Genomic DNA, 19130 nt, shown 5'->3' on the forward strand with positions numbered 1-19130 from the left:
ACTGACGCTCTCAAGCTGAGAGAATACTATTCTCATACCCCGTCGACGAGGAGTCCGTCAATGCCCGAGGCCGCTCGCGAGATCGCGTCGCGCACCCATCGCGGCCGCTAGTCTGAGCCGCAGGATGACCATCGACGACCTCGTCGCCCAGGCACGAAGCGGGTCGATGCGTGCCACCGGAAGGCTCCTCAGCATCGTCGAGAGTCCCCGTCGCGACGAGCTTCTCGCGCTACTCGGGACGCGCACCGCGCGCGTGATCGGCGTGACCGGTCCGCCCGGTGCCGGCAAGTCGACCACCATCGCGGTCCTCGTCGCCGCCTATCGAACTCGCGGTCAGCGCGTCGCAGTACTTGCCGTCGACCCGTCGTCGCCGTACAGCGGGGGAGCGCTGCTGGGCGACCGAATCCGGATGGTGGCCCACATCAACGACGACGACGTCCTGATCCGCTCGGTCGCCACCCGCGGCCATCTCGGTGGGTTGGCTGCCGCGGTGCCCGCGGCGATCCGGGTGCTCGCCGAACTGTCCTACGACGTCGTCCTGCTCGAGACCGTCGGCGTCGGGCAATCGGAGATCGAGATCTCCGCCGTGGCGGACCCGGCCGTCGTCATCCTCAATCCCGGTGCGGGGGACGCCGTTCAGGCAGCGAAGGCGGGGCTGCTGGAAGTCGCCGACATCGTCGCGATCAACAAGGCCGATCGCGACGGCGCCGATCAGACGGTGCGCGATCTGCACGCCGAGACCGACGCCCCGATCCTCAAGATCATCGCCGCGCGCAACGAGGGCATCGTCGAACTCGTAGAGGCCATCGACGCTCACCACCGCTCCGACAGCCCGCAACGGCGCGCGGCCAGGGCTCGGGCGCAGATCCTGTCGCTGGCCCAGAGTGCGCTGCGCACGCACGACGGGCTCGGGGCGCTGGCCGACGCGGTCGCCGACGGACGTCTCGACGTCTACTCGGCGACGCGCGCCCTGCTCGACGAGGCAGGCGTGCGAGTGGCGGCGGAGACTACGGAAAGCGCGCCCCACCAGCACTGACATCGAAGTGAGAATGGGCTTTCCGTTTTCCGCAAATGGTGTTGTACTGTTCTGTGAACCGATCACCGATCCGCCATGTCTCAGCGCTGAGGAGCCGTCATGCAGAAGGCGATAGACCCGACGATCTCGACGTGGCCGGACGAGAGCCCGCAGCTGGTCGGCAGCAAGTGCGGTGCATGCGCGGCGACGGTGTTCCCGCGCCAATCGCACTGCCCGCGATGCAGTGCCGCCGAGATGACCGACGAACTCCTCCCGCGCCGCGGCACCGTCGTGGCGTGGACCACCCAGGGCTTCCCGCCCGGCGCCCCGTATGCCGGTCCGACGGGCAAGGACTTCGTGCCCTTCGGCGTGGGCCTCGTGCAACTCGGTGACGTCATCCGGGTCGAAGGCCGCCTGACCGAGAACGATCCCGCCAAGCTCCAATTCGGCATGGACGTCGAGCTGACGTTCATCCCGTTCGCCACCGACGCCGAGGGGAACGAGATCGTCACGTTCGCCTTCCAGCCCGTTTAGAAGGGGAACTTCGATCATGACCAACGACGTAGCCATCATCGGCGTCGGCATCCACCCGTTCGGCCGGTTCGAGAAATCCGCGGTCGAGATGGGCGCCGAGGCCATCCACAGCGCACTGGGTGACGCGGGCCTGCAGTGGAAGGACATCGAGTTCGGCTTCGGCGGCAGCTACGAGGTCTCGAACCCGGATTCCGTGACGCGCCTGGTCGGGCTCACCGGCATCACCTTCACCAACGTGTTCAACGCCTGCGCGACGTCGGCGAGCGCCATTCAGCAGACGGCCGACACCATCCGGCTTGGCAAGTACGATATCGGCATCGCGATCGGCCTGGACAAGCATCCGCGTGGCGCCTTCACCGACGACCCGGCCAAGCTGGCCCTGCCGCAGTGGTACGCCGAGAACGGGCAGCTCGTCACGACCAAGTTCTTCGGCATGAAGGCCAACAAGTACATCCACGACCACGGCATCAGCGAGGAGACGCTGGCGAAGGTGGCCGCGAAGAACTTCCGCAACGGCGCCCTGAATCCGAACGCGTTCCGCCGCAAGCCGATCTCCGAAGAGGACATCATGGCGTCGCCGGTGCTGAACTACCCGCTGCGGCAGTTCATGTTCTGCGCACCCGACGAAGGCGCGGCGGCCGTCATCATGTGCCGGGGCGATCTAGCCCATAAGTACACCGAGAAGCCAGTGTTCGTGCGCGCCAGCGAGATCCGCACCCGCCGCTTCGGCGCCTACGAGGTGCACGCGACATCTGCGCCGTTGGACGAGGATTCGTCGCCGACGGTGTACGCCGCGAAGGCCGCTTACGAGGCGGCAGGCATCGGGCCCGAGGACGTCGACGTGGCCCAACTGCAGGACACCGACGCCGGCGCCGAGGTGATCCACATGGCCGAGACGGGCCTGTGCGCGGACGGAGACCAGGAGAAGCTGCTGGCCGACGGCGCCACCGAGATCGGCGGATCGATGCCGGTCAACACCGACGGCGGACTGATCGCCAACGGCGAGCCGATCGGAGCTTCGGGTCTGCGACAGATGCACGAGTTGGTCCGCCAGTTGCGCGGTGAAGCAGGCGAACGCCAGGTTCCCGGCAATCCGCGGGTCGGCCTGGCACAGGTCTACGGCGCACCTGGAACCGCTTCGGCCACCATCCTCTCGCTGTAGGCCTGACGGCGTGCCCCACTGCGGTAACGCCATTCTCAAAGGAATAGAGTTCGGCCATGGCTGACTACCGCTTCGTCACGTACGAGACCCTCGACGAGGGCACCATCGCCCGGATCATGCTGAACCGACCCGAGGCGCGGAACGCTCAACAGCGCGGTCTCCTGGTCGAATTGAACGAGGCGTTCCTCGAAGCGGAAGCCGACGACAACGTGCGCGTCGTCATCCTCGGCGGGCACGGACCGATGTTCTCCTCGGGTCACGACCTGGGTTCCAAGGTCATGATGGAGGAGTACCAGCCCGGCCCGAACCAGCACCCGAGCTTCACCGAGAACGGTGCCACGCGTGAGGGCGCGGAGAAGCTGATGCTGCAGGAGTGGCACTACTTCTTCGAGAACACCCGCCGCTGGCGGAATCTCCGCAAGATTACGGTCGCCCAGGTGCACGGGGACGTCTACGCGGCGGCGCTGATGCTGATGTGGGCCTGCGACCTGATCGTCGCCGCCGACGACACCACGTTCGCCGACGTCGTCGGGACCCGGTTGGGCATGTGCGGTGTCGAGTACTTCGCGCACCCGTGGGAGTTCGGGGCGCGTAAGACCAAGGAGTTGATGCTCACCGGCGATTCGCTGTCGGTCGACGAGGCGCACGCGCTCGGGATGGTGTCGAAGGTCTTCCCGGCCGACGAATTGGCCGATCGGACACTGGACTTCGCCCGCCGCATCGCCAAGGTGCCGACCATGGCTGCGCTGCTCATCAAGGAGTCGGTGAACCAGACGCAGGACAACCAGGGGTTCTACAACTCGCTCAACGCCTGCTTCAGCATGCATCAGCTCAACCACAGTCACTGGGCGTGGACGCACGGCGGTGGCTTCCCGGTCGCCAACGAGACCGACGGGCTGCCGAACTGGCGCGAGGCCCCGCCGATCCAGCCGTCGGTCAAGGATCAGCCCTGATCTGCCGTTGAGATAGCGCTCACGCGACGAAAGTCCGAGTGCAGGTGGCCGTGAGCGCTATTTCAACGTAGCGACCTCGCGAACCTCAGGCCGTGAGCGCCCGGCCCGCGCGGTAACCGAACACCATTGCCGGGCCGAGGGTTCCGCCGGCGCCGCCATAGGCCTTGCCCGTGACGCCCGCCATCGCGTTGCCGACCGCGAACAGCCCGGGAATGGGAGCACCCGACACGTGCAGCACCCGGGCATCGCCGTCGGTACGCGGGCCGCCCTTGGTGCCCATCGCCCCGACGGTCACCGGCACGGCGTAGAACGGTGCCGTGTCGATCGGCCCGAGGGTCTGCAGCGCGGGGCTGGCCGCCGAGTTGTCGCCCCAGTAGCCGTCGTACGCACTGGATCCGCGGCCGAAGTCGGGGTCGCGCTCCTCGGCGACGTTCGCGTTCCACGCGTCGAGCGTGCGTGCCAAACCCTCGACGTCGATGCCGGTCTTCTCGGCCAGCTCGGCGAGGTCGGCCGACTTCCGGTACCAATCGGGCGCCACGCCATCGGGTTCGACGCCGAGGAATCCGTACTTCTTCAGGTGCAGCGCGTCGAACACGATCCACGCCGGGTCGTTGAGATAGCCGTGGCGCGGGTCGAGGTGATGGAACGGCCCGGCCATCGAGTTGTACTCGCCTGCCTCGTTGAGGAAGCGCTTGCCCGCCCGGTTGACGATGATGCTCCTGGGCCGGGTGCGTTCCAGGCGGACACTGCGGCTGCGCTGGTGCCCGTCGATGGTGTCGCCGGGAATCTGGATGATCGGCACCCACCAGGCCTCACCCATGTTTGCCAGGTCGGCGCCGTGTGCCATCGCCATCCGAAGGCCGTCGCCGGTGTTGTTGGGCGGCGACACGGGACCGTGCATGGGGCCGCGCAGGTAGGCCTCGACCAGTCGCTCGTCCCATTCGAAGCCGCCGGTGCCGAGCACGACGCCGCGATGCGCTCGCACCCGAATGTCGCTGCCATCATGCGTTATCCGCACGCCGACGATCCGTCCATCGGCCGCGATGAGTTCGACCGCACGGGCGTCGGTGACCGGTTCCACGCCGTGGTCGAGCAGTCCCTTGAGCAGACCCGCGATCAGTGCCGTACCCGCCACGCAGTAGTTGCCCTCGACGTCGTCGACCGAGGCGTGGATGCGCGCGCGGGTCTCGGCGTCGATGCCGACGTTGCTGAAGTCGACGGGGAACGAGGTGATGCGGTCGCTCCACGCGCCGAGGCGGTCGAGGTCGAACGGCCGCGCGTTGTGCGAGCGACCGCCCGACGGCCGTCCGCCGGGCAGCTCCGGCTTGTAGTCGGGGAAGCCCTCGGCGACGTCGAACTGCAACTCGCTGTGCGCCTCGACGAAGTCGAGCATCTCGGGGCCGGTGCGCACGAACGTTTCCACCAGGTCGGCGTCCATGCCCCCCAGCGACTGCGCCTCCAGATAGCGCATCGCATCCTCGACGGTCAGTTCACCCGAGGGCGAGCGCCGATGCGCGGGGACCCAGACGATGCCGCCGGAGACCGCGGTGGTGCCGCCGACGGTGGCCGCCTTCTCGTACACGGCGACCGACGCCCCTCCGACGACGGCGGTCAGAGCGGCGGTCAAACCGGCTCCGCCACTTCCGAGTACGACGACGTCGACTTCGTGATCCCAGTCAGTCACGCAGGCAGGCCCTTTCGCTAGCCGAGGATGGACGACAGCTGCTTGGCCGCCGCGATCACCGATTCGCGTCCTTCCAAGACGACGTCCTTGCGGTGGGAGATGAGGTTGATGCACGTGGGTGGCGACGGCGGGCGGCGACGTACGGGCACGGCCAACCCGTAGGTGTCAGGCTCGATCTCGCCGTGGGTGATCACCCAGCCCTGTTCGCGGGTGAGTGGTACCAGGTCCCGCTCACCGGGGCGGGGCGCCATGCTGGCCAGCAGTGCGATGCCCGCGGCGCCGCGATTCAACGGGTAGCGGCTGCCCTCGTGGAACGACAGTTGATAAAAGACCAGCGTTGGCACGATGACCGCGATCGCCACCTGCTGGTCGCCCTCGGCGACCAGCAGCGACACCGATGCGCCGAGATCGTCGGCCAGGGTGCGCAGCGTCGGCACGCTCAAGGCCCGCAGGTTGTTGTCGAAGGACGCTCCGAGCACGGCCAACGTGGCGGCGGGCCGGTAGCGCCCGTCCTCTCCCTTCACCACGAACCGCTGCTGGGTGAGCGTACTGAGCAGCCGGTAGGCGATGGTCCGGTGCACGCCGACGTGGTCGGCGACCTGCTGGGCGGTGATGCCCGACGGCGAACTCGCGACGGCCTGCAGCGCCGAGAGCCCCCTGGCCAGTGTCTGCGAGCCGGCCGCGAGCTTCTCGGTGGGTTTGTCGTCCTTGACAGACGTCATCGCGAGAGTGAAGCTCTATATATAGTGCACATTGTTGTGCGATATTAGCACAGATGGCTCGCGCTACAAGAGAACGGTATTCTCACCATCGACGCGGGAGAGGGAGCACATGGCGGAGTTCGAGAGCGTCTGGAGCGACCTTCAGGGCGTCCCGTTCTCGCAGGGGTTCCTCGACGCGGGTGGCGTCCGCACGCGCTACCTGCACGCCGGAGACCGGGACAAGCCGACACTGGTGCTGCTGCACGGATCCGGCGGCCACGCCGAGGCCTACGTGCGCAACCTGGAGTCGCACGCCGAGCACTTCTCCACCTGGTCGATCGACATGCTGGGCCACGGATACACCGACAAGCCGGGCCATCCGCTCGAGGTCGCGCACTACGTCGACCACCTGCTGGCCGTGTTCGACGCGATCGGCGCCGATCGGGTGCACCTGTCCGGGGAGTCGCTAGGCGGCTGGGTCGCGGCCCGCGCCGCGGCTGACCATCCCGGGCGGATCGACCGGCTGGTGCTGAACACGGCAGGCGGTTCCCAAGCCGACCCCGAGGTGATGAAGCGCATCGTCACCCTGTCCATGGCCGCCGCCGAGAACCCGTCCTGGGACACCGTGCAGGCGCGGATCAAGTGGCTGATGGCCGACAAGACCAAGGACTACGACGACATCGTCGCCAGCCGCCAACGGGTGTACCGGCAACCGGGCTTCGTGTCCGCCATGAGCGACATCATGGCGCTACAGGACCCGGAGATCCGGGCCCGAAACCTGCTCGGCCCCAGCGAGTACGGCGCGATCACCGCGCCGACGCTGGTGCTGTGGACGAGCGACGACCCCACCGCCGACGTCAGCGAAGGCGCCAGGATTGCCTCGATGATCCCCGGTGCGCGCTTCGAGGTGATGCCCGACTGCGGCCACTGGCCCCAGTACGAGGACGCGAAGACGTTCAACCGCCTGCACATCGACTTCCTGCTCGGTGCAGGCGAAGGGACGGTCGCGTCGTGACCCGACAGGTGGACGTGTTGGTCGTCGGCGCGGGTCCGGTTGGGCTCACGCTGGCCAACATCCTCGGCCAGCACGGCGTCTCGACCGCCGTCGTCGACGAACGGGACACCCTCATCGACTACCCGCGCGGTGTCGGTCTGGACGACGAGGCGCTGCGCACATTCCAGTCGATCGGCCTGGTCGAGCACGTACTGCCGCACACCGTGCCCAACCAGATCCTGCGGTTCTTCGACGGCAACCGACGGCTGCTCGCCGAGATGGCGCCGCCCGACGCACGTTTCGGCTGGCCCAAGCGCAACGGATTCGTGCAGCCCATGGTGGACGCGGAGTTGTTGCGCGGCTTGGAGCGCTTCGACTGCGTCGACGTCTCATGGGGTACCCGGGTGGACTCGTTCACCGAGCACCCCGACGGGGTCACCGTCGTGTTCGCGGATTCCCCTGCGATCACCGCCCGATACGTCGTCGGCTGCGACGGCGGACGCAGCACCACGCGACGGCTGATGGGCGTGTCCTTCGAGGGCACCACGTCACCGACGCGATGGCTGGTGATCGACGTCGCGACCGACCCACTCGGCCACCCCAACAGCGAGGTGGGCGCCGACCCTGCGCGTCCCTATGCGTCGATCTCCATCGCACACGGCATCCGCCGGTTCGAGTTCATGATCCACGCCGACGAGACCGACGAGCAGGTCGAGCGTCCGGAATTCATCTCGCGCATGCTCGCACCGTTCCTGCCGCACCCGGACCGCGTCGACGTCATCCGCCACCGCGTGTACACCCACCACTCGCGCATCGCCGGAGCGTTCCGGAAGGGCCGGGTGTTCCTGGCCGGCGACGCTGCGCACCTGATGCCGGTCTGGCAGGGGCAGGGCTACAACAGCGGCATCCGCGACGCCGCCAACCTCGGTTGGAAGCTCGCTGCCGTGGTCTCCGGACGGGCGGGCGACGTGCTCCTGGATACCTATGATGCCGAACGGCGCAAGCACGCCAGGGCGATGATCGACCTCTCTACGATGGTCGGACGGGTGATCTCGCCGACCAACCGTCGCGTTGCGACGTTGCGGGACGGCATCATTCGAGCCGCATCGGCGGTGCCAACCCTCAAGCGCTACGTGCTCGAGATGCGGTTCAAGCCGATGCCCCGGTACGACCAGGGCGCCATCGCCCACGTCGACGGGCAACCACGCAGTGCGACGTCACCGACCGGCACGCTGTTCATCCAGCCACGGGTCGACACCCGCGACGAGCAGAACCAACTCCTCGACGACGTCATCGGTCCGGGCTTCACCGTGCTCGCGTGGAACAACGACCCGCGCCGGCTGCTCGGCGACCTCGCGTTCGCCCGCTGGAAGGCGCTGGGGGCGAGGTTCGTCGCGGTCCGGCCGCTGACCCAGCTGCACTGGACGGGGCACGACGACCCCGACGTCACGATCGTGGGGGACCGCACCGGCGCGTTGAAGTCGTGGTTCGACGCGCACGCGGAATCCGTACTGTTCCTGCGCCCCGACCGCTGCATCGCCGGCTCGTGCATTGCCCAACTCGCACCCGAACTCAGCACGTCGCTGTTCGAGGTGCTCGGTCTGACGAAGGGAGGAAACGATGCCCACGAACGAGATGGCGCTGTGCTGCATGTCGCACAGCCCGCTGCTGAATCTGCCGGGTCCGTCACGCGAACTCCTCGATGACGTCGACTCCGCGCTGAACGCTGCCCGCGACTTCGTCCGCGACTTCGACCCCGAACTGGTCGTGACCTTCGCGCCGGACCACTACAACGGGTTCTTCTACCGGCTCATGCCGCCGTTCTGCATCGGCACCCAGGCGACCGGCGTGGGCGACTACGGCACGCACGCAGGGCCGCTCGACGTCGACGCCGACCTCGCACGCGCCTGCGCCGAGGCCGTGTGGGAGGCCGACGTGGACGTCGCGATCTCCTCGAGCATGGAGGTCGACCACGGGACCGTGCAGCCGTTGGAGACGCTGTTCGGCCGCGCCGACGCCGTCCCCGTGCTCCCCATCTTCATCAACTCCGTCGCCACACCGCTCGGACCGATCAAGCGATCACGAGCCCTTGGCGCCGCAGTGGGGACGTTCCTCGCCACGCTCGACAGGCGCGTCCTCGTCCTGGGATCCGGTGGGCTGTCGCACGATCCGCCGGTGCCCACACTCGCCACGGCCCCGCCCGCGGCGCTCGGCCGGATCGTGGCCGGGGAGCCGATGTCCGACGAGCAGCGCGCCGCCCGGCAGACCGCCGTGATCGCGGCGGCCCACGACTTCGCCCACGGAGACAGCCCGTTGCAGCCGCTCAACCCCGACTGGGATGGTGCTCTACTGGAACTGCTCGACGGCAACCGGATCGCCGACGTGGATGCCTGGACGAACTCGTGGATCGCCGCCGAGGCGGGCAACTCCGCCCACGAGGTACGCACCTGGATCGCGGCGTTCGCCGCGATGGCCGCCCGTGGGCCCTACGAGACACGGCTGCGGTACTACCGCGCAGCGCCAGAGCTGATCGCCGGTTTCGCCGTGCGGACGGCGGTGACCCGATGAGCGGAACCTTCGACCACGAAGTCGACGTCCTGGTCGTCGGGTCCGGCGGTGGCGGCATGACTGCCGCACTGAAGGCCGACGCGGATGGCCTCGACACACTCGTCGTCGAGAAGTCGCCGCAGTTCGGCGGATCCACGGCCCTGTCCGGCGGCGGCATTTGGGTACCGGGCGCGCCGTCACAGCGTCGCGCCGGCTACAACCCGGACCCCGACGCTACGTTCACCTACCTAAAGACCATCACCGGTGGGCTGGTCAGCGACGCGCGGCTGCGCCAGTACGTCGACGCGGCCCCCGAGATGATGGAGTTCCTCGAGCAGTCCAGCCCCTGGTTCGAATTCGTCTGGAAGCCGGGCTATGCCGACTACTACCCCGAGCTACCTGGCGGCTCCGAGCGTGGCAGCACCATCAACGTTCCCGAGATCGACCTGCGCAAGCTCGGCGAGGAGGAGGCCGATCTCCTTACCCCGTTGGCCATGGCGCCGAGGGGAATCTGGTTCGCGCCGAAGGATCTGCGGCTGTTCTACCAGGTGCGGCAGAACTGGCGTGGCAAGGCGGTACTGCTCAAGCTGATCTGGCGGATGGTGCGGGCCCACGTGTTCGGTGACCGCATGGCTGCCATCGGGCAGTCGCTGATGGCTCGCATGCGGCTGGCTCTCAAGGAGCACGGCATCCCGCTGTGGCTGAGCGCGCCGATGACCGAACTCGTCACCGACCTCGACGGACGGGTGATCGGGGCGGTCGTCGAACGCGATGGACGCGCGGTGCGGATCCGGGCGCGGCGAGGCGTGATCGTCGCCGCGGGCGGGTTCGACCACGACATGGCCTGGCGCAGGCAGCACCTGCCCGAACTCGAACAGGACTGGAGCTTCGGCAATCCGGCCGCGATGGGCGAGGGCATCCGCGCGGGCGAGAAGGTCGGCGCGGCGACCGATCTGCTCGACGAGGCATGGTGGTTCCCGGCGATGTGCTGGCCCGACGGGCGTCTGCAGTTCATGCTCAACGAGCGGATGATGCCGTCGCAGTTCGTCGTCAACGGCGAGGGTCGACGGTTCGTCAACGAGGCCGCGCCCTACATGGACTTCGCGCACGCGATGCTCGAGGGGCAGCGCTCGGGCGTCACGCACATCCCGTGCTGGCTCGTCACCGACCTTCGGTCGTTCCGCCGGTACGTCGTGGGCGGACACCTGCCGATCCCGAAGATCCCGTTCGCACCGGTGCCCACCGGGCGCAAGGTGCCGCAGGCATGGCTCGACTCGGGGATCGTCAAGGAGGGAAAGAGCTTCGAGGAACTGGCCGTCCAGATCGGCGTGCCGCCGGCCCAGCTGTGGGCCACTGCGCAGCGGTACAACGAGTTGGCCCGCAAGGGACACGACGACGACTTCGACCGCGGCGACAGCGCTTACGACAACTACTACGGCGACCCCACGCTGCCGAACCCCAACCTCCACCCGCTCGAGGAGGGTCCGTACTACGCGTTCCAGATCATCCTCGGCGATCTGGGCACGTCCGGTGGATTGCGGACCGACGAGTTCGCCCGGGTGCTGCGGGAGGACGACTCGGTGATCGAGGGTCTCTACGCGACCGGCAACGCCACCGCAGCGGTGATGGGCCGCAGCTATGCAGGCGCAGGAGCGACCATCGGCCCCGCCATGACGTTCGGCTACGTGGCCGTGCGACACATCGCGGCTCAGCGCGTCGCAGGCGCCACCGACCCCGACGTCCACACCATCAGCCCGACGACCGATCAGACGCTCGACACCCCTCGGAGGTAACCATGAAGATCTCACTGTTCTACGAGTTCCCGCTTCCCCGCCCGTGGACGGAGCAGGACGAACACGAACTGTTCCAGCACGGCCTCGACGAGGTCGAGGCCGCTGACAAGGCGGGGTTCTCGACCGTCTGGCTCACCGAGCACCACTTCCTCGAGGAGTACTGCCACTCCACCGCGCCGGAGATGTTCCTGGCGGCTGCGAGCCAGCGCACCAAGGACATTCGGTTGGGCTTCGGCGTGATGCACCTGCCGCCGCCGATCAACCACCCGGCACGCATCGCGGAGCGCGTCGCGACGCTCGACCACCTGTCGAACGGCCGGGTCGAGTTCGGCACCGGGGAGGGTTCCTCGGTTGCCGAGCTGGGCGGCTTCGACATCGACCCGGCAGACAAGCGCACGATGTGGGAGGAGGCGCTCGAGGTCTCCATCCGCTGCATGACCGAGGCGCCGTTCAGTGGCTTCAAGGGCGAGCACGTCGAGATGCCCGCCCGCAACGTCATCCCCAAGCCGCTGCAGTCGCCGCACCCACCGGTCTGGGTGGCGTGCACCCGTCCGTCCTCGGTCCAGATGGCGGCCCAAAAGGCGATCGGCGCACTGAGTTTCGCCTACACCGGACCCGAGGCGCTCAAGGAGCGCGTCGACGGCTATTACCGGACGTTCGAGGAGGAGGGTTCGCCGGTCACACCGGCAATCAACCCCAACATCCTTGCCATCGGCGGCGACCTGTCCATGATGGTCGCCAAGTCCGACGACGAAGCCCTCAAGCGCCTCGGCACCGGCGGTGGGTTCTTCTCGTTCGGGATCATGCACTACTACCTGACCGGTATGCACACGCCGGGCCGCACCGGGGTGTGGGACCTGTACCAGGAGGCGGTCAAGGAGGATCCGACACTGGCCTACGGCCCCGGCCGGGGTGCCATCGGCTCGCCCGACACCGTGCGCGAGTTCCTGCGCGGCTACGAGGCCAGCGGCGTCGACGAGATCATCCTGCTGCTCAATCCGCGCAGCCACGAGGGCACCATGGAGTCGATCGAGATCATGGGCCGCGAGGTGCTGCCGGAGTTCATCGAGCGCGACGCGAAGGCCGTCGCGGCCAAGGCCGCCCGACTCGCGCCGGTGATCGAGAAGGTCGAGGCCCGCCGCCGGCCATCGGAGGCACCGCTGTTCGACGAGACCTACGCGTTCGGCGGACTGCCGACCGGCCAGGGCGGCAAGTTCACGGCGGGGGAGATCCCCGAGGCGATGGCCGAGATCAACGAGGGCCGGGTGAAGGCCGCCCAGCAGGAGAAGCAGGCCATGGCGGTCAAGGAAGCCTCGGGCTAAGTGGCAGGCATCGAAGGCAGGTGGCGTTACGACGGCAAGCGCGTCGTCGTCACCGGTGTCGCGTCCGGGATCGGCGCCCGCGTGGCAGCGCAGCTCGCCGACCTCGGCGCACGCGTCGTCGGTCTCGACGTACGGCCACCAACGCTGGACCTCGGCGAGTTCCACCGCGTCGACCTGTCCGACCCGGTGTCGATCGACGAGGCCGTCGGCGCGGTCGCGGGACCCGTGGACGGGCTGTTCAACGTGGCGGGGGTGTCCTCGGGCATCCGAAACCCGTTGCTGGTGGTGACCATCAACTTCCTCGGCACCAGGAAGTTTACCGAGGGACTCATCCCCTCGATGCCTGCCGGATCGGCGATCACCAACGTCTCGTCGCTGGCGGCGTCGCAGTATCGCGCCAACGCGCACGTGACCGCAGGGCTGCTGGACACCGAGACCATGACCGAGGGCGTCGCGTGGTGCGAACGCCACCCGGAGGCGCTGGCCGACGGCGGCTATCGGTTGTCGAAGGAGGCGATCATCCTCTACGGCATGGCCAACGTCGCCGCGCTGGGCGCCAACGGCATCCGCATCAACTGCACCGCACCCGGCGTCACCGACACCCCGATCCTCGATCAATTGCGTAGCGCCTACGGACAGGACTTCCTCGATTCGTTCCGCACGCCGCTGGGTCGGGTCTCCGACCCCGACGAGCAGGCGAATGCGTTGGCATTCCTGGGTAGCGCCGCGGCAAGTTACGTCACCGGACAGGTGCTTTGGGTGGATGGTGGCACGGTGGCCGAGAACACCTGGGGCGACCTGGCCGACGAACGCACGATCCGCGGAGGGAGTTGAACCATGGCGAACCTCGATGACTTCCGTCGCGTCGCCGACGACGTCCGCAACTGGGGACGGTGGGGCGCCGACGACGAGATCGGCACGCTGAACTTCATCACCCCCGACAAGGTCGCCGAGGCCGCGGCCACGGTACGCAAGGGCGCGGTGATCTCGCTCGGCGGCGACTTCGGCTCGTCGGGGCCCCAGGGCGCATTCAAGTTTCGGCAGAACCCCGTGCACGTCATGACCGTCGACGGCGGGGACGCGAACACCCTCGTGCAGTACGGACCCGAATGGCTGCGCAACGCGGTGGCCGCCGACGTCAGTGCGTTCTTCGCGAACAACCCCTTCCGCTTCAACGACGACATGATCGTGATGCCGCTGCAGGCGGCGACCCAGTGGGACGCGCTGTCGCACGTGTACTACGAGGACAAGCTGTACAACGGGTTTCCCGCCGACTCGGTGACCAGCTTCGGCGCATTTCACTGCGGCATCGACAAGGTCGACAGCACCGGCGTGACATCGCGCGGCGTACTGCTGGACGTGGTGGCCCACCGTGGCGACGACGTGTTCTGCGGTCCCGGAAAACCCATCACGCCAGCCGAACTCGACGACATCGTCGCCGCGCAGGGCGTGTCGATCGGCACCGGTGACATCGTGGTGATCCACACCGGGTGGTGGACGCGGTTCCTGTCGACCGGTGATGGCGCCGAGGCCGGCTCCGGACTGCACTGGACCTGCGCGTCGTGGCTGCACGATCACGAGGTCGCCGCCGTCGCGGCCGACAACCTGATGGTCGAGGATCCGGACCCGGCCAACGGCGTCGATGGCACGTTCCTGCCGATGCACATGCTCTGCCTGCGGGACATGGGTCTGATGCTCGGCGAATACTGGAACCTCACCGGTCTGGCCGCCGACTGCAGGCAAGACGGCGTCTACGAATTCCAGTTGATCGCACCGCCGCTCAAGGTGGTCGGTGCCGTCGGCGCCCCCGTCAACCCGATCGCAATCAAGTGAGGCCAGCGTGACAGTGTCCAGACAGCCCCTCGTCGTCGGACTCGGCGGCACGCTACGGATCAACTCGTCCACCGAACGCGCGCTGCGGCATTGCCTTTCGGCGGTCGAACAGCGCGGGGGACGCACGATGCTGTTCTGCGGCGAGGATCTAGACCTGCCGATGTACAACCCGCACGACGAGTCACGGACCGACAAGGCCACCGCACTGGTGAAGGCGCTTCGCGACGCCGACGCGGTCGTCGTCGCCTCGCCCGGCTACCACGGCGGGGTGTCCGGCCTGGTCAAGAACGCCCTCGACTACATCGAGGACCTGCGCGGTGACTCCAGGGTCTACCTGGACAACACGCCGTGGGGATGCATCAGCTGCGCCTACGGGTGGCAGGCCGCGGTGGGCACGCTGGGTCAGCTGCGCGTGATCGGGCACGCGCTGCGGGCGTGGCCAACGCCATTGGGCGTGGCGATCAACTCGGCGGACCGGATCTGGGACGGCACGGGCCGGCTGGACGACGACACGGTGAGCGGTCAGCTCGACATGCTGGCGATGCAGCTGGTCGCCGGGTCCGTGCGGGCGGCTTAGCGGCGCCTCGATTTGTCGGACCCCGGTGCGACGATGATGTCATGCTCAGCGCCGCAGCAGCTTTCACCGATGAGGTGTCGCCGCAGGAACGGCTGGAGGTGTTGTTCGGGGAGTTGGCGGAGCTGACCGGGCAACGTAATGCGATCAACGGCCGCATCGTGGACATCGTTGCCGAGATCGACGGCGAGCACCTGTGGGGTTCGACTGGGTGCCGCTCGATTGCATCCCTGGTGGCGTGGAAGATTGGTGTGACACCGCGCAACGCCGAAACGATCGTCGCGATAGCACACCGCCTCGAGGAATTCCCGCGCTGCGCCGAGGGGATGCGCAAAGGCCGGCTGTCGGTGGATCAGGTGGGGGTCATCGCCGAACGGGCCGCCGATGGATCCGATGAGCACTATGTCGGACTGGCCGAGGTGGCCACGGTCGCCCAGTTGCGAACTGCGGTCAAGTTGGAACCACGACCTGAGCCGAAACCCAAGACCAAGCCGCAACGTGAGATCACCAGGGTCGAGGGCGAGAACTCCACGACGTGGCGCATCACCCTGCCGCGAGTCGATGCTGCGAAATTCGATGCGGGTTTGCAGTCGCACCGGGATGCGCTGATCGCCGAGTGGAAACGCGATCGGGACCCCGACGATGACCCGGAGACCGTGCACGACGGCAACCGGCAGGGCGTGCCACCCGGGCAGGCGCCGTTCCCGGACGGCGTGGACGCGTTCATGAGCCTCATCGAGGCAGGCTGGGACGCTGATGTGGAGCGGCGGCCGCACGGCCAGCACACCACCGTCGTCGTGCATCTCGATGTCGAAAAGCCTCTCGCTGCACTGCATCTCGGATCGGTACTGAGCGACGAAGACCGCCGGTATCTGCTCTGCGACGCCACCTGCGAGGCGTGGCTAGAACGCCGGGGCCGGGTCATCGGGGCCGGCCGCACCACCCGCAGCATCAGTCGCCGGTTACGCCGCGCCCTCGAGCATCGGGACCGCTGCTGTGTGGTGCCAGGCTGCGGCGCAACCCGCGGGCTGCAGGCGCACCACCTCGTGCACTGGGAGAACGGCGGTCACACCGAGCTGCACAACTTGGTATTGATGTGCCCCTACCACCACCGGGCACACCATAGGGGCGACATCAGCCTCACCGGACCCGCAGATCGACTCGTGGTCACCGACATCCACGGAACTCCACTGACCGGCGGATCACTGGCCCGCCCGCCGACTACGCCGCCACTGGATGTCCCGCCCTGCGAAGGGCCGTTGGGTGAGAGTGCGCAGTGGTGGTGGTACACCCCCTTCGAACGACCACCGTCGCCCGACTAGCTGGGGCATAAGCACTCTGGTCATTTGGGCAATCGGAGAATGATGTTCTCCGTTGCGGCCAACACCAGTATCGTGTGCCTGTGGCCTTCGAGCGCAAGACCCTGATGGTCGACGGCCTGACGACCGCCTACCTGGAGGCCGGCACCGGCGAGCCGGTGGTCCTACTGCACGGCGGGGAGTTCGGCGCGAGTGCCGAAATCGCCTGGGAGAACACCATCGATGCCCTGGCGCAGCACTACCGCGTGCTCGCACCTGACATGCTGGGGTTCGGGGAATCCGCGAAGGTCGTCGACTTCGTGGACGGGCGAGGCATGCGCATCCGCCACGTCGCGCGGTTCTGCGACGTGCTCGGTGTCGCGTCAGCCCACTTCGTGGGCAACTCGATGGGCGCGATCAACCTGCTCGTCGACGCGACGTCGGACGAGCCCGTCCTTCCGGTGCGCTCGTTGGTCGCCATCTGCGGAGGCGGAGACGTCCAGCGCAACGAGCACGTCGGCGCGCTGTACGACTACGACGCCACCTTCGAGGCGATGCGTGCGATCGTCGCGGCACTGTTCGCCGACGCGGCCTACCCGGCCGACGACGCCTACGTGCAAAGGCGCTACGAGTCCAGCATCGCGCCGGGGGCCTGGGAGTCGTTGGCGGCAGCGCGGTTCCGCCGGCCCGGGCTGGAAGCTCCGCCGACACCGTCGAGTGTGCGGGCCTACGAGCGGATACGGGTACCGGTACTGGTGATCGAGGGCGGCGCCGACAAACTGCTGCGGTCGGGCTGGGCCGCGCAGATCGCCGGCCAGATCGCCGGGGCCACCTCGGCCGTGGTGCCGGGCGCCGGGCACTGCCCGCAGATCGAGGCGCCCGCCGCCGTCAACGAACTCCTCCTGAACTTTCTGAAAGGCGTCGAATGAGCGAACTGGAAGGCAAGGTCGCGATCGTCACCGGAGCGGCATCTGGCATCGGCCGCGGCATCGCCGAACGCTTCGTCGCCGAGGGTGCCAGGGTCGTGATCGCCGACGTGCAGACCGAACTCGGTGAGGCGCTCGCCACCGACCTCGGTGAGGCGGCGGTGTTCCTGCAGACCGACGTCGGCGATCAAGCCCAGGTCGCCAGGATGGTCGAGGCGGCGGTCGAAACGTTCGGCGCCCTCGACGTGATGGTCAACAACGCCGGTCGGTCGAGTCCGCTGAAAAAGGGTCTGTTCGACGAGGACTTCGCGGAGTTCGACAGCGTGATGCGGGTCAACCTGCTGGGCGTCATGGCAGGTACCCGAGATGCCGGACGCTACATGGCCGACCACGGTGGCGGTGCCATCATCAACATGGCGTCGATCGGCGGCATCCTTGCCGGTGGTGGCGTAGCTAGCTACCGGGCGTCGAAGGCGGCGATCATCCAGTTCAGCAAGTCGGCTGCGATCGAGTTGGCGCACTACGAGATCCGGGTGAACTGCATTGCGCCCGGCAATATTCCGACGCCGATCCTGCGGTCGGCGGCGTCGGAGGAGGACCGCGCCCGGCTCGAGAAGTTCGAGGCGAAGATCCGCCAGACCATGCGTGACGACCGGCCGCTCAAGCGCGAGGGCACGGCCGACGACGTCGCCGAGGCCGCGCTCTACTTCGCCACCGACAGATCGCGCTACGTGACGGGGACCGTCCTACCCGTCGACGGCGGCACCGTGGCAGGCAAGGTGCTCGTCCGCAAGCCAAAGCCGGCCGACTGAACCGGTCGGCCCCGCCGGATCCCGAGCCGACCTCGATTAAATCAATCGCTTGACTTAAACCAAGGAGACGCGTTGACTGTGATCGTGACGGTCACCACTGCAAAGGCCTCCGCTGCAAAGCCCACTGCTGCGAAAGTCACGGCCCCGCGGGCGGAACGTGCGAGCACCACGCGCGAGGCGATCCTCACGGCGGCCGAACGGCTCTACGCCGAACACGGCGTATTCGCCGTGTCGAACCGTCAGGTGAGTGAGGCTGCGGGACAGGGAAACAACGCCGCGGTGGGCTATCACTTCGGCACCAAGACCGACCTGGTGCGCGCCATCGAGCAGCGGCACCGCGCGCCGATCGAGCACCTCCGGGAAACCATGGTGGCGGACGCCAGCGGCTCCACCGACCTGCGGGACTGGGTGGCCTGCCTGGTGCGCCCACTGACCGATCACCTCGCCGAACTCGGCAACCCGACGTGGTACGCCCGCTTCGCCGCCCAGGCGATGACCGATCCGGCCTACCACGGCATCGTCGTCAAGGACGCGTTGAGTTCGTCCTCCCTGGTCGAGGTCGTCGACGGCATCAACCGGTGCCTGCCCGAACTGCCGCTCGAGATCCGCTTCGAACGCAACATCATGGCGCGAAATCTGTTGATGCACAGCTGCGCCGACCGCGAGCGTGCTTTGGCCAAGGGTGCCACCGTGGCGAGGTCCTCTTGGCAGGCAGCCGGCTCGGGTCTCATCGACGCGATCGTCGGGATGTGGGTCGCGCCGGTGACGCCGGACGGAGTGGCGTCGTGAACGTGACCGTCGACCAGGACCGGTGCGTCTCGTCCGGGATGTGCGTGATGAACGCCCCGGAGGTCTTCGACCAACGCGATGACGACGGCGTCGTCGAACTGCTCGTGGCACGTCCCGGACCCGACCACGCCGAGGAAACCCGCAAGGCGGCTGCGGCGTGCCCAGCCCTGGCCATCCACATCGAGGAGTAGAG

At 67.8% G+C, this 19130-nt stretch carries 19 protein-coding genes; 17 read left to right on the forward strand and 2 right to left on the reverse strand.

What is annotated here, in order from left to right; all coding sequences use genetic code 11:
- The first annotated feature begins 124 nt into the window (after positions 1–124).
- The 4 genes from LOK44_RS27530 to LOK44_RS27545 all read left to right on the forward strand — a co-directional run bounded on the left by LOK44_RS27530 (position 125) and on the right by LOK44_RS27545 (position 3664).
- Positions 125–1036 carry an ArgK/MeaB family GTPase gene (locus LOK44_RS27530; RefSeq protein ID WP_237573262.1) on the forward strand — a complete coding sequence of 304 codons (912 nt, stop codon included), beginning with the start codon at positions 125–127 and terminating at the stop codon, positions 1034–1036.
- Positions 1037–1135: 99 nt separating this feature from the next.
- Positions 1136–1549, forward strand: coding sequence for a Zn-ribbon domain-containing OB-fold protein (locus tag LOK44_RS27535; protein ID WP_237573263.1), 414 nt, complete (start codon positions 1136–1138; stop codon positions 1547–1549).
- 16 nt (positions 1550–1565) lie between these two features.
- Positions 1566–2711 (forward strand): thiolase family protein, encoded by a 1146-nt coding sequence (locus LOK44_RS27540; RefSeq protein WP_237573264.1) that lies wholly within the window; start codon positions 1566–1568, stop codon positions 2709–2711.
- A 56-nt stretch (positions 2712–2767) separates the two neighbouring features.
- Positions 2768–3664, forward strand: coding sequence for an enoyl-CoA hydratase (locus tag LOK44_RS27545; protein ID WP_237573265.1), 897 nt, complete (start codon positions 2768–2770; stop codon positions 3662–3664).
- Positions 3665–3749: 85 nt separating this feature from the next.
- Here the strand turns inward: LOK44_RS27545 and LOK44_RS27550 are convergent, their stop codons facing one another.
- Together LOK44_RS27550 and LOK44_RS27555 are read right to left on the reverse strand one after the other, a co-directional pair.
- Positions 3750–5348, reverse strand: coding sequence for an FAD-dependent oxidoreductase (locus tag LOK44_RS27550; RefSeq protein WP_237573266.1), 1599 nt, complete (start codon positions 5346–5348; stop codon positions 3750–3752).
- 17 nt (positions 5349–5365) lie between these two features.
- Positions 5366–6070 (reverse strand): IclR family transcriptional regulator, encoded by a 705-nt coding sequence (locus LOK44_RS27555; protein WP_237573267.1) that lies wholly within the window; start codon positions 6068–6070, stop codon positions 5366–5368.
- A 109-nt stretch (positions 6071–6179) separates the two neighbouring features.
- Here LOK44_RS27555 and LOK44_RS27560 point away from each other — a divergent pair, with 109 nt between their 5' ends.
- From LOK44_RS27560 to LOK44_RS27620, 13 genes are all read left to right on the forward strand, one after another.
- Positions 6180–7064, forward strand: a complete 885-nt coding sequence (locus LOK44_RS27560) for an alpha/beta fold hydrolase (RefSeq protein WP_237573268.1) — start codon at positions 6180–6182, stop codon at positions 7062–7064.
- A complete protein-coding gene (locus tag LOK44_RS27565; protein ID WP_237573269.1) occupies positions 7061–8749 on the forward strand; it encodes a bifunctional 3-(3-hydroxy-phenyl)propionate/3-hydroxycinnamic acid hydroxylase in 1689 nt (562 codons plus the stop codon). The genes LOK44_RS27560 and LOK44_RS27565 overlap by 4 nt, the downstream gene beginning before the upstream one ends.
- Entirely contained in the window at positions 8694–9611 is a 918-nt protein-coding gene (locus tag LOK44_RS27570) for a 3-carboxyethylcatechol 2,3-dioxygenase (protein WP_237573350.1), read from the forward strand. The genes LOK44_RS27565 and LOK44_RS27570 overlap by 56 nt, the downstream gene beginning before the upstream one ends.
- A complete protein-coding gene (locus LOK44_RS27575; RefSeq protein ID WP_237573270.1) occupies positions 9608–11383 on the forward strand; it encodes an FAD-binding protein in 1776 nt (591 codons plus the stop codon). The genes LOK44_RS27570 and LOK44_RS27575 overlap by 4 nt, the downstream gene beginning before the upstream one ends.
- Before the next feature lie 2 nt (positions 11384–11385).
- Complete coding sequence (locus LOK44_RS27580) at positions 11386–12705, forward strand: LLM class flavin-dependent oxidoreductase (RefSeq protein WP_237573271.1); 1320 nt, start codon at positions 11386–11388, stop codon at positions 12703–12705.
- The gene (locus tag LOK44_RS27585) at positions 12706–13539 is read left to right on the forward strand and encodes a coniferyl-alcohol dehydrogenase (protein WP_237573272.1); all 834 of its coding nucleotides are present in this window, start codon (positions 12706–12708) and stop codon (positions 13537–13539) included.
- A gap of 3 nt (positions 13540–13542) precedes the next feature.
- On the forward strand, positions 13543–14538 hold the full coding sequence (locus LOK44_RS27590; protein WP_237573273.1) for a cyclase family protein: 996 nt from the start codon (positions 13543–13545) through the stop codon (positions 14536–14538).
- 7 nt (positions 14539–14545) lie between these two features.
- A complete protein-coding gene (locus tag LOK44_RS27595) occupies positions 14546–15115 on the forward strand; it encodes an NADPH-dependent FMN reductase (protein WP_237573274.1) in 570 nt (189 codons plus the stop codon).
- Between the two features lie 41 nt (positions 15116–15156).
- Positions 15157–16434, forward strand: a complete 1278-nt coding sequence (locus tag LOK44_RS27600; protein WP_237573351.1) for an HNH endonuclease signature motif containing protein — start codon at positions 15157–15159, stop codon at positions 16432–16434.
- A 104-nt stretch (positions 16435–16538) separates the two neighbouring features.
- The gene (locus LOK44_RS27605; RefSeq protein WP_249784271.1) at positions 16539–17339 is read left to right on the forward strand and encodes an alpha/beta fold hydrolase; all 801 of its coding nucleotides are present in this window, start codon (positions 16539–16541) and stop codon (positions 17337–17339) included.
- The gene (locus tag LOK44_RS27610; RefSeq protein WP_237573276.1) at positions 17336–18148 is read left to right on the forward strand and encodes an SDR family NAD(P)-dependent oxidoreductase; all 813 of its coding nucleotides are present in this window, start codon (positions 17336–17338) and stop codon (positions 18146–18148) included. Before LOK44_RS27605 ends, LOK44_RS27610 begins: the two co-directional genes overlap by 4 nt.
- Before the next feature lie 72 nt (positions 18149–18220).
- Positions 18221–18937 (forward strand): TetR/AcrR family transcriptional regulator, encoded by a 717-nt coding sequence (locus LOK44_RS27615; RefSeq protein ID WP_249784252.1) that lies wholly within the window; start codon positions 18221–18223, stop codon positions 18935–18937.
- The gene (locus tag LOK44_RS27620) at positions 18934–19128 is read left to right on the forward strand and encodes a ferredoxin (RefSeq protein ID WP_163924179.1); all 195 of its coding nucleotides are present in this window, start codon (positions 18934–18936) and stop codon (positions 19126–19128) included. The genes LOK44_RS27615 and LOK44_RS27620 overlap by 4 nt, the downstream gene beginning before the upstream one ends.
- Positions 19129–19130: the final 2 nt, after the last annotated feature.

The organism is Mycolicibacterium lacusdiani (assembly GCF_021916785.1).
Classification (GTDB): Bacteria; Actinomycetota; Actinomycetes; order Mycobacteriales; family Mycobacteriaceae; genus Mycobacterium; species Mycobacterium lacusdiani.